21 protein-coding genes and 5 pseudogenes are annotated in these 21,203 nt (G+C 29.0%); 11 read left to right on the forward strand and 15 right to left on the reverse strand.

The annotated features are described in order from the left end of the window. The 4 genes and pseudogenes from JVU85_RS05515 to JVU85_RS05530 all read right to left on the reverse strand — a co-directional run. Positions 1–87, reverse strand: a pseudogene (locus JVU85_RS05515) (IS6 family transposase); the annotation flags it as partial. 188 nt (positions 88–275) lie between these two features. Continuing rightward, the gene (gene copZ, locus JVU85_RS05520) at positions 276–485 is read right to left on the reverse strand and encodes a copper chaperone CopZ (RefSeq protein WP_009385631.1); all 210 of its coding nucleotides are present in this window, start codon (positions 483–485) and stop codon (positions 276–278) included. 34 nt (positions 486–519) lie between these two features. Beyond that, positions 520–2,907, reverse strand: coding sequence for a heavy metal translocating P-type ATPase (locus JVU85_RS05525; RefSeq protein ID WP_009385633.1), 2,388 nt, complete (start codon positions 2,905–2,907; stop codon positions 520–522). Positions 2,908–2,921: 14 nt separating this feature from the next. Continuing rightward, complete coding sequence (locus JVU85_RS05530; protein ID WP_009385635.1) at positions 2,922–3,197, reverse strand: metal-sensing transcriptional repressor; 276 nt, start codon at positions 3,195–3,197, stop codon at positions 2,922–2,924. A 154-nt stretch (positions 3,198–3,351) separates the two neighbouring features. Here JVU85_RS05530 and JVU85_RS05535 point away from each other — a divergent pair, with 154 nt between their 5' ends. Beyond that, complete coding sequence (locus JVU85_RS05535) at positions 3,352–3,630, forward strand: glutaredoxin family protein (RefSeq protein ID WP_009385637.1); 279 nt, start codon at positions 3,352–3,354, stop codon at positions 3,628–3,630. Between the two features lie 113 nt (positions 3,631–3,743). On the opposite strand, the pseudogene JVU85_RS05540 reads toward JVU85_RS05535, so the two are convergent. Continuing rightward, positions 3,744–4,334: pseudogene (locus tag JVU85_RS05540) on the reverse strand (cation diffusion facilitator family transporter); the annotation flags it as partial. Between the two features lie 70 nt (positions 4,335–4,404). Continuing rightward, positions 4,405–5,097 (reverse strand): DUF536 domain-containing protein, encoded by a 693-nt coding sequence (locus JVU85_RS05545; RefSeq protein ID WP_204172135.1) that lies wholly within the window; start codon positions 5,095–5,097, stop codon positions 4,405–4,407. A 515-nt stretch (positions 5,098–5,612) separates the two neighbouring features. Between JVU85_RS05545 and JVU85_RS05550 the strand changes: the two genes are divergently transcribed. The 3 genes and pseudogenes from JVU85_RS05550 (at position 5,613) to JVU85_RS05560 (ending at position 8,052) form a co-directional block, all read left to right on the forward strand. Beyond that, positions 5,613–6,584 (forward strand): replication initiator protein A, encoded by a 972-nt coding sequence (locus JVU85_RS05550; protein ID WP_204172136.1) that lies wholly within the window; start codon positions 5,613–5,615, stop codon positions 6,582–6,584. Positions 6,585–6,600: 16 nt separating this feature from the next. Further along, positions 6,601–6,902: pseudogene (locus JVU85_RS05555) on the forward strand (protein rep); the annotation flags it as partial. 721 nt (positions 6,903–7,623) lie between these two features. Beyond that, the gene (locus JVU85_RS05560; RefSeq protein WP_204171298.1) at positions 7,624–8,052 is read left to right on the forward strand and encodes an Hsp20/alpha crystallin family protein; all 429 of its coding nucleotides are present in this window, start codon (positions 7,624–7,626) and stop codon (positions 8,050–8,052) included. A gap of 52 nt (positions 8,053–8,104) precedes the next feature. Here the strand turns inward: JVU85_RS05560 and JVU85_RS05565 are convergent, their stop codons facing one another. Next, the gene (locus tag JVU85_RS05565; protein ID WP_239435865.1) at positions 8,105–8,551 is read right to left on the reverse strand and encodes a GNAT family N-acetyltransferase; all 447 of its coding nucleotides are present in this window, start codon (positions 8,549–8,551) and stop codon (positions 8,105–8,107) included. 230 nt (positions 8,552–8,781) lie between these two features. Next, a complete protein-coding gene (locus tag JVU85_RS05570) occupies positions 8,782–10,083 on the reverse strand; it encodes a helix-turn-helix domain-containing protein (protein WP_204172137.1) in 1,302 nt (433 codons plus the stop codon). Positions 10,084–10,583: 500 nt separating this feature from the next. On the opposite strand from JVU85_RS05570, the gene JVU85_RS05575 reads away from it, so the two are divergent. The 6 genes from JVU85_RS05575 (at position 10,584) to JVU85_RS05600 (ending at position 14,945) form a co-directional block, all read left to right on the forward strand. After that, positions 10,584–10,835 (forward strand): hypothetical protein, encoded by a 252-nt coding sequence (locus JVU85_RS05575; protein ID WP_238929026.1) that lies wholly within the window; start codon positions 10,584–10,586, stop codon positions 10,833–10,835. A gap of 527 nt (positions 10,836–11,362) precedes the next feature. Further along, positions 11,363–11,551, forward strand: a complete 189-nt coding sequence (locus tag JVU85_RS05580) for a hypothetical protein (protein ID WP_203217289.1) — start codon at positions 11,363–11,365, stop codon at positions 11,549–11,551. 762 nt (positions 11,552–12,313) lie between these two features. Beyond that, positions 12,314–12,415 (forward strand): type I toxin-antitoxin system Fst family toxin, encoded by a 102-nt coding sequence (locus JVU85_RS05585; RefSeq protein WP_002495781.1) that lies wholly within the window; start codon positions 12,314–12,316, stop codon positions 12,413–12,415. A 217-nt stretch (positions 12,416–12,632) separates the two neighbouring features. Further along, entirely contained in the window at positions 12,633–12,830 is a 198-nt protein-coding gene (locus tag JVU85_RS05590; protein ID WP_071561892.1) for a hypothetical protein, read from the forward strand. 58 nt (positions 12,831–12,888) lie between these two features. Then, positions 12,889–13,764 (forward strand): hypothetical protein, encoded by an 876-nt coding sequence (locus JVU85_RS05595; RefSeq protein WP_107377005.1) that lies wholly within the window; start codon positions 12,889–12,891, stop codon positions 13,762–13,764. A 143-nt stretch (positions 13,765–13,907) separates the two neighbouring features. Next, entirely contained in the window at positions 13,908–14,945 is a 1,038-nt protein-coding gene (locus JVU85_RS05600) for a 2,3-butanediol dehydrogenase (RefSeq protein ID WP_107524064.1), read from the forward strand. 133 nt (positions 14,946–15,078) lie between these two features. Here JVU85_RS05600 and JVU85_RS05605 read toward each other — a convergent pair whose 3' ends face one another. The 7 genes and pseudogenes from JVU85_RS05605 to JVU85_RS05635 form a co-directional block, all read right to left on the reverse strand. Then, complete coding sequence (locus JVU85_RS05605; protein WP_011867723.1) at positions 15,079–15,453, reverse strand: hypothetical protein; 375 nt, start codon at positions 15,451–15,453, stop codon at positions 15,079–15,081. Positions 15,454–15,460: 7 nt separating this feature from the next. Beyond that, complete coding sequence (locus JVU85_RS05610) at positions 15,461–15,985, reverse strand: acyl-CoA thioesterase (RefSeq protein ID WP_011867724.1); 525 nt, start codon at positions 15,983–15,985, stop codon at positions 15,461–15,463. Positions 15,986–16,095: 110 nt separating this feature from the next. After that, positions 16,096–16,983: a cidABC operon transcriptional activator CidR gene (gene cidR, locus JVU85_RS05615; RefSeq protein WP_070039664.1), complete on the reverse strand. Its 888-nt coding sequence runs from the start codon at positions 16,981–16,983 to the stop codon at positions 16,096–16,098. A gap of 48 nt (positions 16,984–17,031) precedes the next feature. Then, positions 17,032–17,583, reverse strand: a complete 552-nt coding sequence (locus tag JVU85_RS05620; RefSeq protein WP_011304040.1) for a recombinase family protein — start codon at positions 17,581–17,583, stop codon at positions 17,032–17,034. Positions 17,584–17,737: 154 nt separating this feature from the next. Further along, entirely contained in the window at positions 17,738–18,553 is an 816-nt protein-coding gene (locus JVU85_RS05625; RefSeq protein ID WP_000164962.1) for an AAA family ATPase, read from the reverse strand. After that, positions 18,546–19,988, reverse strand: a pseudogene (locus JVU85_RS05630) (transposase). The gene JVU85_RS05625 and the pseudogene JVU85_RS05630 overlap by 8 nt, the downstream one beginning before the upstream one ends. Continuing rightward, on the reverse strand, positions 19,960–20,553 hold the full coding sequence (locus tag JVU85_RS05635) for a recombinase family protein (protein WP_107384734.1): 594 nt from the start codon (positions 20,551–20,553) through the stop codon (positions 19,960–19,962). Before JVU85_RS05635 ends, JVU85_RS05630 begins: the two are co-directional and overlap by 29 nt. A gap of 266 nt (positions 20,554–20,819) precedes the next feature. Between JVU85_RS05635 and JVU85_RS05640 the strand changes: the two are divergent. Beyond that, positions 20,820–21,203 (forward strand): annotated as a pseudogene (locus tag JVU85_RS05640) (heavy metal translocating P-type ATPase); the annotation flags it as partial.

Here is a 21,203-nt window from a genome sequence, read left to right on the forward strand (position 1 = left end):
ACGATAACTCAATGCATATCTTAGATAGTAGCCAACGGCTACAGTGATTACATCCTTGTTAAATTGTTTATCTCTGTAATAGGTCATACAGAAGACTCCTTTTTGTTAAAATTATTCTATAATTTCAACTTTGCAACAGAACCACCTGCTTTATAAACAACATTTATTTTAATGTCTGATTTTTTTGAATAATGTTCATGATTATCATTCGTATTTTTTCTCCTTTATTTTTTAATAAAGGCATATCAATTTAATGATATGCCTATTTATTTAAATTATTCAACTACATCATAACCTTGATTTTCAATAGCTTCTTTAAAATCGTTAAAACCCACTTGACTTCCATCAAATGCAATTTCAACATTCTCATTTGACAAGTTTACTTCTGAAGAAGTTACACCATCTAAGCTATTCAACGCTTTTTCAATTGAATGCTTGCAATGGTCACAACTCATACCTTCTATGTTAATTAATTCGTTATTCAATATTGTCACCTCCTTTCAAAAAAATTTGAAAGTCTTATAATTTCATACGTTTTAAACGTAAAGCGTTTGTGACAACACTTACAGAGCTTAAAGCCATTGCTGCTCCTGCAACCCAAGGTGCTAACAAGCCAATCGCTGCTATTGGGATACCTGCAACATTATAGCCAAATGCCCAAAAGAGGTTTTGACGTATATTCCGAATTGTAGATTTACTTGCTTTTATTGCTTTTGGAATTAATAAGAGATCGCCTCCTAAGATCGTTACATCAGCTGCTTCAATTGCAACCTCCGTACCAGTACCAATAGCAATACCAATATCGGATTTAACCAGTGCTGGAGCATCATTCACACCATCTCCAACCATTGCAACTTTTTTCCCTTGATTTTGAAGTTCTTCAATTTTAGAAGCTTTTTCCTCAGGTAATACTTCGGCAATTATTGTATCTATACCTACTTGTTTTGCTATTGCTTGGGCTGTACGTTTGTTATCACCCGTTAACATAGCTACTTCAATACCTAAATTATGAAGTTGTTGAATAGCTTGTTGGGCAGTACCTTTAACTGTATCAGCTACAGCTACAATGCCGCTTAATTCATTATCTATACTTATTAGCATTGCAGTTTTTCCTTCTTCTTCAAAATTGGTTAGGTTTAGTTCTACTTCTTTAGTGTCGACTCCTTTTTCATTCATTAGCTGCCGATTACCAACAAAAAGTTCTTTATTATCAATATTTACTTTTATACCGCGGCCAGGTATAGCTTCAAAATATTCCACTTCTAAAAGTTCTAGTGATTTTTCCTTAGCATAATTTACGATTGCCTCGGCTAATGGGTGTTCAGACCCTTTTTCAGCACTAGCTAATAATTGTAACGTCTTATTATCTCCAATGAAATCGGTTACTTCAGGAGTACCATTTGTTATAGTTCCAGTTTTATCTAAAACCACCGTGTTAATAGCATGAGTACGTTCAATATGCTCTCCACCCTTAAAGAGGATACCATTTTCAGCAGCTTTTCCTGTTCCTACCATGATAGAAGTAGGTGTAGCTAACCCTAGAGCGCAAGGACAAGCAATAACTAATACTGCAATTGCAGCAACTAAAGCTGGTTCAAATTGTCCTGGTTGAACTAATGAAATCCATATAATAAATGTAAAAATTGCTATACCTACAACAATAGGTACAAAATATCCAGAAATAATATCTGCTAACCTTTGTATCGGTGCTTTGGAACCTTGTGCTTCTTCAACGACTTTAACAATAGAGGCAAGGGCAGTATCTTTGCCAACTTTTGTTGCTTCAATAGTAATTGCTCCGTTTTTATTCATTGTTGATCCGATAACATTATCACTTTGTGTTTTTTCAACAGGAATAGATTCTCCAGTTAACATTGATTCATCAATTGAAGTTATTCCTTTGATTATTTTTCCGTCTACCGGTATTTTCTCTCCCGGTTTGACAACTAAATAATCTCCCTCATTTACTTCACTTAAAGGAACCATAATCTCTTCATCATCACGTAATACTCGAGCTTCTTTAGCTTGTAAATTTAATAATTTGCTTAAAGCATTTGTTGTTTGAGTTTTAGCACGGGCTTCTAGATATTTTCCAAAAAGAATTAAAGTAATTAATACAGCACTTGTTTCAAAGTAAAGGTGTGGCTCGTAGTTCGTATCGATTAACCACTTAATTGATTCATAAATACTATAAAAGAAAGCTGCACTTGTACCTAAAGCGACAAGAACATCCATATTGGCTGACTTATTACGAAGGTTTTTATAAGCGCCTACATAAAATTGCCAACCAATGATAAATTGAACAGGTGTTGCTAATACAAATTGGAACCAAGGGTTCATAAATATATTTGGTATTTGAAGACCAAATAAATGAACAAACATTGTCATTAACAATGGAGCTGCTAAAATGGCTGAAATAATTAATTTAATTAATTGTCGTTTCAATTGTTTTTCTTTTTGAGAACTTTTTTCTGATGCTTCTTTCTTAGGTTGAGCATCATATCCTAAATTCTTAATACGTTGTTGAAATTCATCCACAGATGTCATATCAGGGTTATATTCTACAATAGCACTTTCAGTGGTTAAATTTACTGTTGCCTTATCCACGCCTGAAATTCTATTTAATACTTTTTCTATTTTATTCGAACAAGCTGCACACGTCATGCCTATTACATCTAAATCTACTTTTTCAGTTAAAATTCCATATCCTGTTTTTTGAATTGTATTCGTAATATCTTCCAATGATGTAATATTTGGATTATATTCAATCATAGCCTTCTCTGTTGATGGATTTACGTTAGCATTAACTTCATCAAGCTTATTTAAGTTTTTTTCTACTTTATTTGAGCAAGCCGCGCACGTCATACCTGTAATTCCTATTGTTGTTTTTTTAATATTATCATTCAATTATTTCACTCCTCTTATTTTGAAAATTGTTTCAATACAACCATCAACTCTTTAATACTTTCTTCACCATTTCCTTGCTTAATACCTTCAGTTATACAGCTAGATATATGGTCTTCAGTTACTATAAAGCCTACTTGTTTTAAAGCTGATTGTATTGCTGTTATTTGTATTAATACATCTATACAGTATCTATTTTCAGCTATCATTGATTGCAAACCACGTATTTGTCCTTCTAACCTTTTGAGTCTATTAAGTAATACGTCGTTTCTTTCAACAGTAGTTATATCCAATTTCAGCCCTCCTAATATACCTATATGGGGTATGTGTTATCGTTTATTATATTATACCCCATCCAGATATAAGTCAACATAAAAACTTAACATTTGTCATTAATGTAATATTTATATAAAATATACGGTAAAACTTATATTTAGAGGTGATTATTTGAATAAAAATATACAACTTGAGCTTTACACAAGACCTACATGCTCCGATTGCCAAGAATCCAAAAAATATTTAAACTCCCAAGGGATTAATTATATTCATAAAGAGGTAAGCCAAAATTTAGAATTAGAAGAAGATATGAAAAAAATATCAGGGAACCGAATTGTTCCTTTATTTGCTTTTTATAAAAAACGATTTTGGGGCAAAAAAAAATTATTTAAATATTTCGTAGGTTTTGAAAATAATAAAAAAGAAATTTTTAAAATCCTGGAACAGTAAAATAAAAATCTATCTTTGAATGAATTAACTCCAAAATGCTATTAAATTGAATAAAAAAGTTAAGATGCTAATTTGTTTATAAAATCTCAAAAATTAGCATCTTAACTTTTTAATTAATTATGATGACCCTCTCCTTTTCCCTTCATGTCACAGAACAATTTGCCACTATGATTATTATTGGAAGTTTCAGTCTGTATTGTTACATGTTGAATGTTTTTGTGATTCAATTCATGTTCAATACGTTTAAGTAAAGTTTCATTTTCACCAATAGACATTTTATCATTGACAACTATATGACAAGATAATGCATTCATCCCACTAGTTACTAACCAAATATGAAAATCATGGATATTTATTACTTCTTTGAAGGTTTTTAAGGTTTTAATAATTTCTCCCGTATTAATAGTGTCAGGTGTCCCCTCCATTAATACATGAAGACTTGATTTTGTTACATAAAACCCACTACGTAGTACTAGAGCAGCTACAATAACGCTTGCTAAAGGATCTGCCCATCCCCATCCAAAAAACATGATAAGAAATGCCGCTACTACTGCACCTATAGAACCGAACATGTCGCTAATAACATGTAAATAAGCACCACGCATATTTAAATTTTCTTCTACATCTCCACCACGTAACATAATCCAAGCTACAATAACGTTAATTAATAAACCTATTAAAGCAATAATTAACATAATCGATGATTATCAGAAGTTCCATTCACATAAAAAGGCACGACAAGTTTATGAACTTGTCGTGCCTTTTTAATTACAATTAATTACCAAATAACCGACTCCAGAAACCTTTTTTAGATGCTTGTTCTACCTTATCATCAGGATCGTTATTTGTTTCTTCAGATGGATTATTGTCTTTAAATAACTCATCTTCTTCTAAGCTGTTATCATTGTTCTCTTCGGGAACCTCTTTTTTTCTTTCTCCAACATCTTCTGCTGTTTGATTTTCGTATTGTTGATTAACATTTTTAACTTCTTCAGTTAATTTTGCTTCTTGCTCATTGACATTTTGTCTATCATTCGTGGATGGATCAAAAGAATAATTAAGCTGCCTTTCTTCTTCTAATTGATTCTCCAATTTTTGAATCTTTTTATTACTTTCTAAAGCTAATATTTGTTGATTCTCTAAAAGTCTATTAAGTGTGTTTATTTGCTCTTTATCTCTATTTGATTGTTCTTTATATATAGCTACTTGGTTATATAATTGTTTTATTGTCTCATCTTTCACCAGGTTATCATTATTAGGTTCAGCTTCTTCTTTTTTTTCACCTTCAAAATCATCATTCTTATTCTGATTTTTTCTTATTCGGTTTACTACTATAATTTCATCTTCACCGGATAAGTAATTTACGTTATCGATTTTTTGAAATTTTACATTTGCTTTTTTAGCATTATTATAAACAGTCATTTTTGTTACGTTTAATTCATCGGCAATTTCCTTCATACTTTTCATATAATGGCCTCCATATAATTATACACATGACATTTATACCATTATATAGCTATTATACTTGGTATTACAAGGTCATATAATTCATTATACATATAGCTATATACGGTTATACGTATAAGTATATAGGATTATATATATAAACTTTCAACCCTATATGTATAGGTGTTATATACCCTTTATACTTGCTATATAAGCGTTTATACGCTGTTATATGATATAACCATATAAAGGTATTATACGAAGTTTTATCTTTTTTTGAAAATGCATACACCCAAATGTATATAAACAATTTAACAAAACTTTTAAAAGTGTTATTATAAATATATATAAAAGAAACCCAACTACGGGAATAGTCAGGTTTCTTCGGTAATAAAACAAGTGATTTGTTTGTTTATATATTTGTTATATTCTTATTATATATTCTAAGAATTATTAGTGCAAGTCGAATACATATAAACTTACTTATAGCTTTTTATTACCTCTTTTAGAAATTTAAATATGAAAGAGGTTTTTGTATGTCCAACTTTAACATTAAAGAAATCCAAAAAGAGAAATTTTATCAATTACCTAAAGTGTTTTTTACGAATCCTAAATATGTTAATTTGTCTAACGATGCAAAAATAACATGGTCAATATTAAGAGATCGTTTAGATTTATCTATAAGAAATAATTGGGTAGATAAAAATGGAGATATATTTTTTATTTATACCAATGAAAAGCTTAAATCTATTTTAAATATTAGTAGTCCAAATAAGTTATCTAAAATTAAAAAAGAATTAACTCAAGCTGATTTATTCAATCAAATAAGAGTAGGTTTAAATAAACCTAATAAATTATATATTAAAAAACCGGAAGTAACAGAAGCTGATGTATATTATATTTCACAACAAGAAAATGATATAGAACAGCGTAATAACACGGACGTATCAAATTCATACGTCCAGAAATATGATAATGATACATCAAGAAATATTAATTTGATACATCATGACATATCAAAAGAATACACTAATGATACTGACTTAAATAATACTGACTATATAGAGACTGAGAATAATGATACGCATGATATGAATGATACATATAACAATTCAACAAACCACAATCATTCGAATCATACAAATCATCAACAAACTGAATTTAATAATGATGCCTTAAAATTCCAAGTGCTTGAAGAATTGCCACAACAAATCAAAGATTACTTAAGTAATTTTGAAATTAGAGAAATTCGTATTATTAAAAGTGTTTTACTTAAAGGAAAAAAATCATTTAATAATGCTCATGATACATATTACCGTTTAGAAGACGTGGAGTTCGAACTTATCAGTGTCTTAAAACGATTTAAAGCGATGTTGCTACAGAAAAATGAAACAGTTGAAGGTATGCAAGGTTATTTGATGCAATCGATTAAAGCTGAACTTGAAGAAATACACGCACTTAATATGCGTCGTCAAAACATGAAACAACATAATATCTTTAACCAATAATTTAGATAATCTTATAGCAATCAAAGAAACCTCTAAATATTCGGTTAAGTCATCTGATTTTTTAACTGATGATGATGAAAGAAATCAAGAAATCGTGAATGACTTGGAAAAGGTTTATACCGAAAACGTATGTTGAGTTATGGTGGACTGCTTAAACAAAAGCATAAAATTTTAAATTTAGATGATGCCGAAGATGGTAATTTAATTAATACAAGTGATGAAGATAAAATCACAGACGAAGAAGAAAAAGCACATTCAATTACGGCAATTTGGCATTTTGAAAAACAAAATGATTACTTAAAAGATTTGAAACGTTAGCTTAAAAGCTAGCGTTTTTTTATGTATTTTTGCCCCTGCGGGAACTATAGCGTTCAACCAGCATGGTTTCCCAGTTTTTACGCAAAAAATAATTTTGTGCGTAAATGGGCAGTGTCTAAAAAATTAGTCACTGGTTTTGCTCAAATTTTTGTTTTTTAAAATAGCATATATTTATTTGGCTCATATTTGTGTTTTAAGAGCTTATATATGTTTTTAGGCATAAAACTATATGATTTACCCCTAAATCTTTAAAATACCCCCTTAAAATTCAAAATAAAGGTATTTAAATTTTAAATCGTTCTTGTGATAGAGTTTACTTAAAAAGGAGCGTTTTCTATGTCTATTTTAATGTGGATTGGGATTTTTGTTGCAGTTTTTATTGGTGGTATTGGAGTGTTTTTATCTTAATATTTTGGAGAAAAGCAAAATAAATAGACCACGTATTTATGCCGAGAAAATTTATTGACCAATTTTGACCTTTATGTTATATATATAGTGAAAATAGTTATATGCTTTATAGGGAGGGGTTGATATGAGTTTAGATAAAAATTCAAAAAAACTAATTCCTTTTAAGAATATGTCTAATTTTGATGGTGTATTTGAATTTAACCCTTTTGTTGAATTCGAATTCAACAGTAATTAGGAAGAGTATTTAAATGATTTGGATTATGTCAAAAATATTAATCAAAAAATAGGTTAAATATGATAAGGAGTGATCGTTATGAGTTATGGTTTAAAACCATTTGGAAGAGATTATTTTGATATGACACCTAGTGAATTGTTTAGAGATTTTGGAAGACAATTTTTTAGTAATTTTCCTAATGAACAAGGTATAAAAACTGATATTAGTGAAAAAGACGATAGATATGAATTAAAAGCAGAGCTTCCAGGATTTTCAAAAGACCAAATAGATATTTCTTATGAAAATGGGACGCTAATAATTTCTGCTGAAAATAATCAGGTAAATGAAGAAAAAGATGATGAAGGTAAAGTCATTCAAAAAGAAAGATCTTATAGTAACGTGAAGAGAATGTATTCACTTAATAATATAGATGAAGATAATATTGAGGCTAAATTTGAAGATGGTATTTTATCTGTAGATTTACCGAAAACTGAGAATAATCAAAGAAAAGTAATAGATATCAAGTGATAGTTAAAAAGAGATGTGAATCTAATTTCACATCTCTTTTTTTAATTTTTAGTCATAATTCTACAGTTGGAGTTCCAACATGCTTCCTTCTTCTGATTTCATGAAGCCGTTTTTTTTTATAAAAATTTTCTGCTAGTTCTCCGCCCGTGATTAGAAAAATTTTATATATTTCATCAAGTTTGAGTGAATCAGAGACAGAATTTATTAATTTTTTACCTACGCCATTCTTTTGAAATTTAGGTATAACATGAAACTCATCTATACAAAATTGGTTCATGCCATTGAAATAATAATCTATTCTGCCGATACACATTGCGATTACTTTATTATTTTCTTCGATTACATATCCTTTAGAATTAAATCCGCTCATTGTGGCTTCAATTCTAAGTAATGCTTCTTTTTCAGTCCATTTATTATACCATGGAGCTCCCTCATAAGCTGAAACTAAATTTTTAGCACAAGCAGTATAATCTTCATTTTGAATTTTTCTAAATTTCATATAGATCCTCCTTTTTGATTGTATTTTGATTATATATTTTTTTGGTATTACTGTTTTTTTATTATGGTTTTAGAAACGAGTTTCTTCTTGTCTTGATACTATAGAACAACACCAAATTTTATACGTAAATAAAGTACTATAAAATTTGGTGTATATAGGTATGTGTATGAATGTAGTTATGTTTATGTTGATACGTATACACATCATTATAGTGATAAGTGTGTTGATAGTTATTTGAATTGTTCTTCTATGATTTCTTGAAGCTCTTTATTACTTGTATTATCAAACTTTGAAATTCTGTTTAGTGCTAAAGTGCCTAATAGATTAACTGGATTACTTGGATAAAGCTTATTACCTAATGCAGATTCTATTTCCGTTTTAATAAACATATAAAAGAGATCTCTACCAATTTTTCCGTTCAACTTTTGAGACAGTAAAATTTTAAGTTTATTAAAAAAGTGCCATTGAAAAATAAAATGCTTAAATTCCATGAAAAGCATTGTCTCATCACTGCCTCTATTTAAGTCTTTTTTCATTTGTCGTATAAATGATTCATAACAATAGCTAGGAATGAGTAATTGAGTTTCTTGTGACGTTAGATAATATTGTTGATTAAATGATTCAATTTCACCAGTGTTAGTTAACTTTGCTAGATGTTCACCTATATTTTTAGCGTCAATATTATCTTGAATGTCACTAGTATAATTTGAAATCTCATTGATTGGAAAATCTAAATAGTTACATAGTGTCTGAATATCTTTAAAGTATAACTTTTTAGGATTTTTATATAAATTTTTCAATGTTGATAAAGGGATTAATGTATTAGAACTTAAGTTATTTAAGCTAATATTATGACACCTAAAGTATTCAATTAACTTTTCAATATTATGGGATGTGAATAGTCCTTGATCATATTTATGGGTATTGACTTCTAATAATAAGCCAATGGCATGCTCTATTCTTTCAACGCCATTTTTCAATGCATCATTCGATATAGGATCACGATGATCGGTAACAGATAATATACCTGCTGAATCATGTTTAATGATTAAACCACTATTATTTTTGTATAAATAATTTGGATAATGGAACTTAAAAGTATTTAAAGCTATTTCACATGTTGAGTAATCAATAACATTTTTTTCAAAGTAATCGTAATAAACTCTTTGGATAAAATCATACTTGGGGAATGAAATCCAATCCTGTTTATTAACTAAATTAAAATGAGATATAAGCTGAGAAAATTGATGAACTCGTGTTCTATTTTCATCAGGCAAAGGACAATATTTCGTAGTTTCATTTTGGAAGTAGTCAGTGAAATCCTGATTATATTCTGGCCATTTTTTATATAGTAAATCTTGAATTGTTAAATTAAAAAAGCAACACATTTCATCAACAACATCAAATTTTAAATAAGTCTCATCACTTTCAATGATACCTATTATTCTCTCTGTATAATATTTCGTTTTAAAATATTTATTAAGTGATTTTGCCAATTTCTTTCGAGATAGTTCTTCGTTAAGACGTTCCATTTTTAGTTTATAACTTAGTTTTATTTTGAACACTCCTTTTGTTATAGATACATCTTAAATATAATATAAAAATTAGTGTTTTAAATGTTTGATTCGGTATGTTTTTCATACCATGTAAGTAAAAAAACTATATGGATTTTATGAGCGTTTTAGAAAAAACGTGAAAATCGGTAAATATTTGGTAAGAGCATAAGGAGAATATGCTATCATTTGAAATGATAGGTCTGGCTAAGCCAGACATTCCAAGGGTTTAAATGGTTTGTGTTATGATATCAAAAAAATAGAAATGTCTCACTTTCGTGACACAACATATTGTGTTTGTCTCACCTTTGTGACACGATATATAGAAAATGTCACAAAGGTGAGACACCCTTTTTTGAAGGCATAATACTTTAATATCATTCTGGATTTAGTTTAAATTTCAAAATAACCTTAGTAAGTATATGTACGTAAAACATAAAAAAATAAGTAAAAAATTTAAAAAAAAGGAGTTCAAAATAATGAAGAAAGATTTACTAATTAGAGATGTAGATAGTGAGTTGTTAGATCGATTAAGTAGATTGGCTAAAGATAAAAATATATCAAGAAACAAATTAATTTTAGAGACTTTAGAGTTATTAGATCCACTTGAAAGTTATCAAAAATTATATGCAGAACAGTCACATCAGCAAGCACAAAATACAAAAGTTTTAAAAGAAGTTGCGAATAAACAAGATAAAATTTTAGCATTGCTTGAGTCAGTAGAATATTAATATTTATGGTATTTTTGTTTGAAAAACAGAGGAATATATTCTATAAAAACTTTTAAAATTTTATAGAGTATTTAGTACTATGATAAGTCTAATTAAAAAAAGGTAGGATATATAATGAACTTTTTTTCTTTTGTATATGAGATGTTAAAATTATTGTATTCACATTTTTCTTTCCCTATAGTTATATTGATATTTATATTACTTTTTAAAAAAGACATCCATAATTTGTTTCAAAATATCAAATCATTTTCAATAGGAGATTACTCTATTGAAGTAGATGTATCGGAAAAAATTAAAGCAACTTATGATTCAATTTCTAGTATTTCAGTTGAAAAATATGGGGCCGAAATTTTAGATGAACCCACTAATTTAGAGGATCTGGTGGACCCCAAAAGGATACAATTGATGAGTTTAAAATCATACATCTTAAAAGTTATACAATTAACTATTATTTAGAAAATGGTTGGTTAGATACTGTAACTAAATTATATTGGGCTTATAGTCGCAGGATAGAATGGGATGAAAAAATGATTGAGAATAAGGAGCGTCCTTTATCGGAAAAGCGTGATTTATATACTGAAAAAGAAATGGGTAAAGAGATAAAAAGATTATATGATTTAGTTATTCAAAATCCTGATATTAAATGGTCTTATGAAGATGTTATGACATTTAGGAAATTGATAATGATTGCAGTTAAACCAATGTTTTTTTCTTAAGAAGACAGGAAAAAGTAAAATGTATTGAATCTATCTATTAAAATTATTTTGAGTAACAAAAAAACTACTATGAAGCATTTATTAGCTTGATAGTAGGATCAGAGAAAGGAATAGTCTATATGAAATACTTCACTTAGGCTTTATAAACACTCAGCAAAGTATTTTAGTTCTCAAAGTAAGATTTAGCACCTCATTACTTCATTTATAGTATATCGAAACAATAAAATTTAATAAAATAATCGAAGATTTATGTGTTATAGTGATAAGCTTTTGCATGTAATGAAATACAGTGTTGAAAGCATTATTTATTAATATATGTGTAAAATATATTTGTGTAAAGTACATTTGTGTATATTACACAAATGTACTTCATTGCTCTGATAAAAATGATTGGGCATTAGTTAAATAAGTAAACTTGTATATTTATTTAATTGTTTATTTCAACAGGCTTTTTAGGTATATATTGCATACAGTATGCAAATAATTAGAAAAGTGATGTGTAAGTTATACAAATGTAATTAACACATGTGTAACTTACATTTGTGTATAAAATATATAAGAAATACAGATTATTAAAGCGATAATGGTAACTTAATATTTGTGAGGATTAACTTCCTAATATTTTTTGTTATATGTTCTGTTATAAGTGGTTTTCATAATTCAACTTATCGGAAGTATATATGCTTACATGTTTACAGATGATATAATTATAGAGTCGCCTATCTCTCAGGCGTCAAGTTGACGTAGAGAGGAGGTGTAATTATGCTTGATAACTTTGTTCACATCACGACCACGGCAGCGAGTGGTTGTATCGTAGCGTTATTTGCGCATTGGCTACGCAATCGCAACGATAAGAAAAAATAGGCGACCTTTAGCCAACACCTAAAAAATCCCCTCACTACTTCCGATAGTGAGGGGATTGGTGTATTATGCTTAATAACTTTGTTAAGTGCATTATAACATCATAATTGGTAGGAATGCAAAGTGATTAAATTAGCAGAAGAGTATACTATATTAAAAAAATCCAAAATTGGAGGTAGGTAAGCTGTGAGTACATATGAAGAAGAAAGAATAACAATAGGTGTTAAATTATAGTGACCAGCAATATGCGATTATAAAAAGTGTATTAGGTGAAAATGCTTATAATAGGCTCATTGAAGATATAGAAGGAGTAGTCAAAGATAAAACAAATAGCATTTCTATAAAAATTCCGGATGGCGGCGATTTCTTATTTATAAATACTGATTCTATAGCTTTTATAAATATTGATAAACAATAATTTAAAATAAAAAAGTTAACGATAACGGTCATTATGTAAATTAAGAAGGGAAATTAAAATGAAGAATAATTTTAGTAAACATATCATACTAGATAAATTAAATTTTAATAGAATGCATAAAAATATAGAAGATATAAATTCTATATTTAGCAAGAAAATATCCGAAGCAATAAAAGATATAAATTCTAAATACAGTAAGAAAATATCTGAATCAATAGAAGTTTTAGCTAAAAGTATACCTAACTTAGATGAATTTAAAGATGCTTTAGATAGTTTTATTGATAATACAACTACAGTAAATTCAATTTTTATTAACTATGATTATCCGCCAATAGATTATGTAGATATAAATGAAGTTATTAATTATGTTGAAATGAATTCAAATCATCAGGAGGTAACTAAAGAAAATATTAATTTGATAATGACAAGGTATTTTGATGAAATTCATTTTAATCATTTAAAAAGCCAAGTAACCACTTACAAACTACCTCAAGAAGATATTACTATATTAAAAGAGATTTTAGATGGATATAAGCATGAATATTATTATCTTATAATACCTGCATTATTAGCAAGATTAGAAGGTATGATATTCAATTCAGTGAATTATAAAGGAAGAACTAATTATCGACTCTTTAATATTGTAATTGAGGAAACGATAAACAAGTACAAATCTAAGCATGATTATTATGTTGATGCTGATTACGTCAAAATCAAAGAATATTATAAATTTAAATTAAAACGAAATTTTGAATTTGGTGAAAAAAGGATGAATGAAATTAATAGACATTCTATTATGCATGGTTATGATAATCAGTATGGAACAAAACAAAATGCAGTAATATTATTGCTACATTTCGAGTATCTTTATCATTGTTTAGCAGAATTAAATGAAAATGATAAACAAGATATTCGTAATAAAATGTTGAAATAGTAAACTAATTCAATATTTTACATGATTAGGGTACACTCTAATCATATAATAATTTAGAAACACTATATTAAAAGGTTAGTTTATTTGAAAGTAACTTTTAAAAGGCATACTATTAAATTAACTAAAACAAGGAGGTTTTATCAATGAAAGCAGCAGTTTGGTATGGTCAAAAGGATGTACGAGTTGAAGATCGAAAATCTAAAGAGTTACAAGATAATGAGGTTAAAGTTAAAGTGTCTTGGGCTGGCATTTGTGGGACAGATTTACATGAATACTTAGAAGGCCCTATATTTATTTCAACAGACAAACCTGACCCGTTCCTTGGCCAAAAAGCGCCCGTTACATTAGGCCACGAATTTGCAGGTGTAGTAGATGATATTGGTTCTAAGGTTACAAAATTTAATAAAGGCGATCGTGTTGTCATTAATCCTACAGTTTCAAATCGTGAAAAAGAAGAAAATATTGATCTTTATGATGGTTATTCATTTATAGGTTTAGGTTCTGATGGTGGATTTGCAGAATTTACAAATGCCCCAGAAGAGAACGTTTATAAGTTACCAGATAACGTTTCTGATAAAGAAGGCGCTCTTGTAGAGCCAACAGCTGTTGCAGTTCAAGCAATTAAAGAAGGTGAAGTTCTATTTGGCGATACTGTTGCTATTTTTGGTGCAGGGCCAATCGGTTTATTAACAGTCATAGCAGCTAAAGCTGCAGGTGCAAGTAAGATATTTGTTTTTGATTTATCAGAAGAAAGATTGAATAAAGCTAAAGCGATTGGTGCTACTCATACTATAAATTCCGGTGAATCAGATCCAAGTGATGTTATTAATAAACATACAGATAATGGAGTTGATGTAGCATTTGAGGTAGCTGGTGTAGCGCCAACACTTAAATCTGCAATAGATGTTACTAAAGCAAGAGGTATTGTTGTTATAGTTTCTATATTCGGCCATCCTATTGAATGGAATCCAATGCAATTAACAAATACAGGTGTAAAGCTCACTTCGACAATTGCTTATACACCTACTACATTTCAACAAACAATAGATTTAATTAATGAAGGTAATTTAAAAGTTAAAGATGTCGTTACTGATGAGATAGAGTTAGATGATATTGTGGAGTCAGGATTTAAACAGCTTGTAAACGATAAATCACAAGCAAAAATTCTCGTTAAGTTATAAAAGCTAATAAAAGAGCCACTCTAAAAAATCAGAGCGGCTCTTTTATTAGCTAAAATATAGTTTCATTTAGTCAAATAATTTGTGAATTTTTATAATTTTTTAGTCTAAGCATTCTTAATGAATTTATTATTTATTATTTAATAATTGTATTATTAAATACAAAACCAGGTTCGGCACCTAAAATGATAAGAAATATTTGTGAGTAGTCCACATTTTGGAATTTTAATATCATATCTTTAAAAAACACAAAATTAGTATCTTTTTTAACTTTTGCAACTTCTTGTTCATATAATTTCAAAACAGATTCTCTTATTAAAGTTGGTCTCTCATTTTGAATATTTTCACGGTTATCTGAAAACATAAGTACTCCTAAATATTTATAATGGATACTTAATTGTCTTGTCAAACTAGCTATATATTCTAACTTTTCATACATACTAGGAAATTCGTTTCTTAGTTTTTTCAAATCTAACTTAATTTGGTTTAATTCTTCCATTTCATTAATCATTTTATCACTACTCCAATTCCCATGGCTTATTAATATCAAGAGAGTCAATTATATTTTTAGTTTGTGATCGTTTAATTTTTCGCATTTTAGCTCTTTCTTCGCCATCCATAAATAATAATTTTTCTTCTTTGGACTGAGGAGAGATTTTGGGTATTTTAATTGGTTTTTTATTTTCATCCAAAGCTACAAAAGTAAGAAAAGCTACAGCAGCAATTTTTCTTTCTGCAGTAATCATATCTTCTGAAATGACTTTACAAAATATTTCCATAGATTTTTCTCCTGTATAAACTACATAAGATTCTATACAAACGGAATCAGATTGGGTGATTGGATATAAAAATTCTACTGAATCTGTAGAAGCTGTAACACATTCTTTAACTCTTGCATGTCTTCTAGCTGATAGCGTTGCGTTATTATCAATTTTTTTCATTAATACCCCCCCAAACAGTGTATTATAATTGTTTAAATCATTAATTAATACTTGATCCGTACTGACAATTTTACTATCTCTAGGAAATTTATAATTTTCCATAAAAAACTCCCGTTTCTATAATATTTTACATTCTAATTATAGAGCGAGAGTGTATAAATATAAAATATCCTTTTTTTATATAGCTATAAATTTCTCAAATGCTTTTATATTTAATAGTTAATTAAGAAGTTTTCTTGGAGAAATTTAATCCAATTTTTTGTTAAAGAATCAACTATAATATCTTTTCTCCAAATAATACCAAGTTCCCATTTCATGGAAGGTTCATTAATATCGATGGCTTGTAAATTATTATCTAATAAGCCTAGTATTCCTTCGGGTAATATACATATCCCTAGATTATTTAATAACATTTCTTCTATGAAGCTCCATTGGGTGGTTTCAAAAATTATATTAGGATTAAAGCCATAATTTCTACATGTATTTTTGATTTTATCGTTTAAATAGAAATCAGAATTGAATAAAATAAATTCTTGTTCTTGTAAATCTTCAATATCAATCTTTGTTTTTTTAGATAATGCATGATTTTTATGAACGACCAGTTTTAATTTTTCTTCTGAAAAAGAGAATATATCAAAGTTTTTATTATTTGTAGGAAGTACAGTAATTCCCATGTCCAAATCGCCATAATATACATCGTTTTCAATTTTTTTACTACCATTTTCAAAAAGTTGAAAAGTTATATTAGGATACATTTCATGAAATTCCGAAATTAAGCCAATTAATATTCTTATATTAATAATAGTAGGGATTCCAATTTTCAAATGTCCCTTTTTTAATTCTAATAAATTACTTAACTCATTAGGGATATTATCATACATTTTAAGCATTTCTTTACATTGGAAAAAGAAAGCTTCTCCTGCGTCAGTTAAGTATATTTGGTTTTTATACCTATTAAATAAATTTACATCTAATTCTTCTTCTAATAATTTAATTGTATTACTAATTGTGGGTTGTGTGATAAAAAGATTAGATGCTGCTTTGGTCATACTTTTTTGCTTTACGACTTCTACAAAATACTGCATATGTCTAAGTTCCAATAAATTTCCTCCCTTTTTATTATTTCTTCACGTTACCAGTTTTTTAAACTAATTATTTTTTATTATTCTGTATACCGTTGAACGACTAACATCTGTCTGTTTAGCAATCTCTTCCCCAGTTAGTTTTTGTTCATCGTATAAGAATTTGATTTCTCTTTTCTTATAATCTGGCAAAGAAGGACGGCCGCCTTTTCTCCCTCTTGCTCTCGCAGCTTCTAGACCTTTTTTCGTACGTTCACTTAATAAGTTAGCTTCAAGTTCTGCAAATGCACTCATCATTGTAAAAAACATTTTTCCCATCGCATCTTTGGTTGACACATTCATATCAATAATATGTAAATCAATGCCGTTTTCATCTAACCATTGAGACAGATCAATTAATTGTTTTGTTGTACGTCCAAGACGATCTAATTTATAGATAACTAGGATGTCTCCTTCACGTAAATAGTCTAAACACTTATCAAGTTCTGTTCTTTTCGTTTTGCGACCACTCACTTTTTCGCTAAAGATACGTTCACAACCATAGTCTTTAAGTGTATCAATTTGTCCATCAAGACTTTGATCTTGTGTTGATACACGTGCATAACCAATTTTAGCCATTTGAATACCACCTCTTACTAATTGTTTTATGGGTGCTTATACTTATTAATAAAATCTACTTCTCGATGCTGTCACTTTATTCGATATATGAGAATGACTTTACCTAAAAAATGAGAAAAGCAACGCACTATATTAAAATGCGTTACTTTTTCTATTATCGAATACCTATAACTAAACTATCTCTAGCTGTTTCTACAACTTCTGTACTTATTTTATCTAAACCATTTATATCCATAATTCTGTCTATCTGCGCAAATAAACGATGAATCAGCCTAAAATTCCCTTTTGTGATTTTAATAATCGTCGTTATTGCCTCATAATCAGTAAAGTCTTCGAGTTTTAAATCAAATCCTAAATCTTGCCACTTATATTCTAATATATGATGCGTCTCATCTTTACTTAGATTATCAAATTCATGCGCAAAACCTATGCGCGAATATAGTTGAGGATAACGAGATAGTTTTTTCTCTATGCCCGGCATACCAATAAATATCATTGCTAAATTATGTTCATCATAAATAGCTCTTAATTGCTCTAAATGTTGCACTTTAAGGCGATCAATCTCATCTACTATAATTAAATCAATATATTTAAACATATCACTATAATGTTTACTATGTTCATGTCCATACTTATTTACAACATGTAATTTTTGACCCAAATCAATGCTTGCAGTAATACTATATAAATCATTCCTTAATTTAGTTTGTTTTTCTGCTGGTGCAGTATAAAATATTTTATCCACCGATAGTATGTCATCGGTCGTTTTACTAGCTAAATCTTCCCAACCTCTATGGTTAACTTGTTTTTCGATAGTATCCCAATTTGTATAATATCTTGAAGATAAAGTTTTCCCAACTCCAGGTTGACCATAACAGATACCAATATATTGATATTTAATGCAAGCGTCACAAAATTCAGCAAACCGTTTATACTCTTTCGTTTCAATAAAATTCTGATTTTTAGTCATTACGATACCTCTTTAATTTATTGACGTTTTTAGTCGTTTCTTGAGGTGAATAACCACAATTTTTTTCTTCCTTAATTAATTCCGTGGTACTTGGACTAGTAATATTTTGTTTTAAGTGTTTTCTTCTCTGACTACGAGCGTGCTGTATGTCTTTTATATCTATGGAGTAATCAGCTATTTCTGGACATATAGCAGTACAAAGAAATTCATCTCTATAAAACACACGTATTTCAGCCATATCATTTGGGTTATAACGAATCAGTACATATTCACCTACATAAGCTGCTAGATTAGTATTAATGTATCAAAAACCTTGAAAATGAATGCCATCTGAATGAACTTTTCTAGATTTAGGTATTTCCAACAATAATAAATCAAGTTGTTCTAAGCTACTTGGCATATTAGGGAAAAAGTGATTACTATTCCAACGACTGATAGGCGTGGTATGAATAGCACTATGTTCTTTTTGATTATAATTTTCAATTAAAAAGTAACGTAATTTTTCTTCAAAATTGTGAAAATTTATTAAATTACTAGGAATATCACTATTGTTTATATATCCAGGCAGTTGTTCTAAGAAAATTTGGTTAACTGTCTGAAAAAAGCGTTCTATTTTTCCACGACCACGAGGGACACCAACTTTTGAAAACATCAAATTTATTTTCAAGTCAATAGCGACTTGTTCCATGTGATTTGAGGTAAAGTCACTTCCGTGATCTGTATAGAATTTTTCGGGTATACCACACACTGGCCAGTTGGTATCATTCTTATTCCATATTGCTTGGTATAGTGTTAATGCTGTGTTTTGAGCATTAGGAGAATCAAAACTTATAAAATAGCCTGCAATGGCACGACTATAGTCATCCATAATAATGGTTAGCCATGGTCTATTGATATTACCTTTTTGATCTAATATATAAATATCTAGCAAAGTATGGTCGGCTTGCCATATTTCATTGGGTCTTGAGGATTCTCTTATTTGTATTAAATCGTACTTATTTTGATAGTATTTTTCACCTTGGTGAGAGAAATCAATAACAGACTTAGGCATTGCTTTAATAATACTATAAACTTGTTTGTAGCTTGGTTTATCAAAATTATTCTCTATACAATAATTAGCGATTTTCCTATGAATTGTAGCAATACTATTTCTTTTATTCTTAAGTGCAAGGCGTTTAATCTCGTCAATTATGTTTTGTTCTAATTTACGCTCACCTTTATCAACTCTTGTATTATGAATTAGACCAGTAAGTCCTTGTTCCTTATATAATTTATTCCATCTATAAAGTGTACTTAATGCAATACCTTTACTTTTTGAAATGGTTGATAAAGATTGTTCGCCCAAGATAAAAGGTTTTATAATATTGTACTTTTGAGTAGCTTTTTTACGCTTGGCTTCAGAAAAATTAGTTAGATACTTCTCCTTGTTTTTCATCTTCCTTATCCTCCAATTTATTGAGGTAACGATAAATTGTTGTACGTGAAACTTGCCACTGCTCCGCAATTGTTTTGATTGGTGTGCCATTATCATAAAGTGTTTTAAGTAAATTTAAATCTTTTTGGCTTAATTTTTCTGGTCTACCTCCATAGCGTCCTCTAGCACGTGCTGCAATTCGGCCTGCTGAAGAACGTTCTAAAATTAAATTCCGTTCAAATTCTGCAAATGCTGCGAACAAATGAAATAATAATTGTCCTGTAGAACTTGATTTATCCATCGTTATATTTTCTTCTAAACTGTGGAAACTTACTCCTCGTTCGTTAAGCTCATTAACTAATGTGATTAAATCCTCCATATTACGTCCTAATCTGTCTAATCTCCAAACAACAATCGTATCTCCTGACCTCGCAAATTCAATTGCTTTATCTAAACCAGGTCTTTTACTTTTTGAACCACTGATATGGTCACTAAATATTTTTTCACAACCATATTGATTTAATCGATCCTCCTGTAAATTCAAATTTTGTAATCCAGTTGAAACTCTTGCATAACCTATTTTCAAAATACAAACCTCCTATATACACATTCAGTGTACCATAACTTAATTCTAAGGTCTTTTATGAACATAGATTTTTTGTTGGGTTTTTGAACACTCAATCATATAATATACCTACCTATTTAGACATAAAAAGGGAGTGTGCAGAAAATGGTTATTTTCTGTACACTACAAAATAAAAAAGTCAAATGGTATATACCCATATACCGTATATGTTATACTCAAATTGTCTTGTTACTATCTTTAAAAATATAAAATTAGGAGGTTTAATTTTGTCGAATAACAAAAAACGCCAAAATCATGAGCATCATAGTCATCAAGAACATGAAAATCACACTAGTCATGGTAATCATGAACATCACCATCATGGAAATTTTAAAAGTAAATTCTTTATTTCTTTGATTTTTGCGATACCGATTATTATTTTATCGCCCATGATGGGAGTTAAATTACCGTTTCAAATTTCATTTACAGGGTCAGATTGGATTGTATTAATTCTTGCTACAATTCTATTCTTTTACGGAGGAAAGCCATTTTTATCAGGGGCTAAAGATGAAATTTCAACTAAAAAACCTGGAATGATGACGCTTGTTGCTCTAGGTATTTCAGTAGCTTATATTTATAGTTTATACGCCTTTTATATGAATAACTTTAGT

The sequence above is a fragment of the Staphylococcus sp. GDY8P72P genome (assembly GCF_016890655.1).
Taxonomy (GTDB): Bacteria; Bacillota; Bacilli; order Staphylococcales; family Staphylococcaceae; genus Staphylococcus; species Staphylococcus arlettae.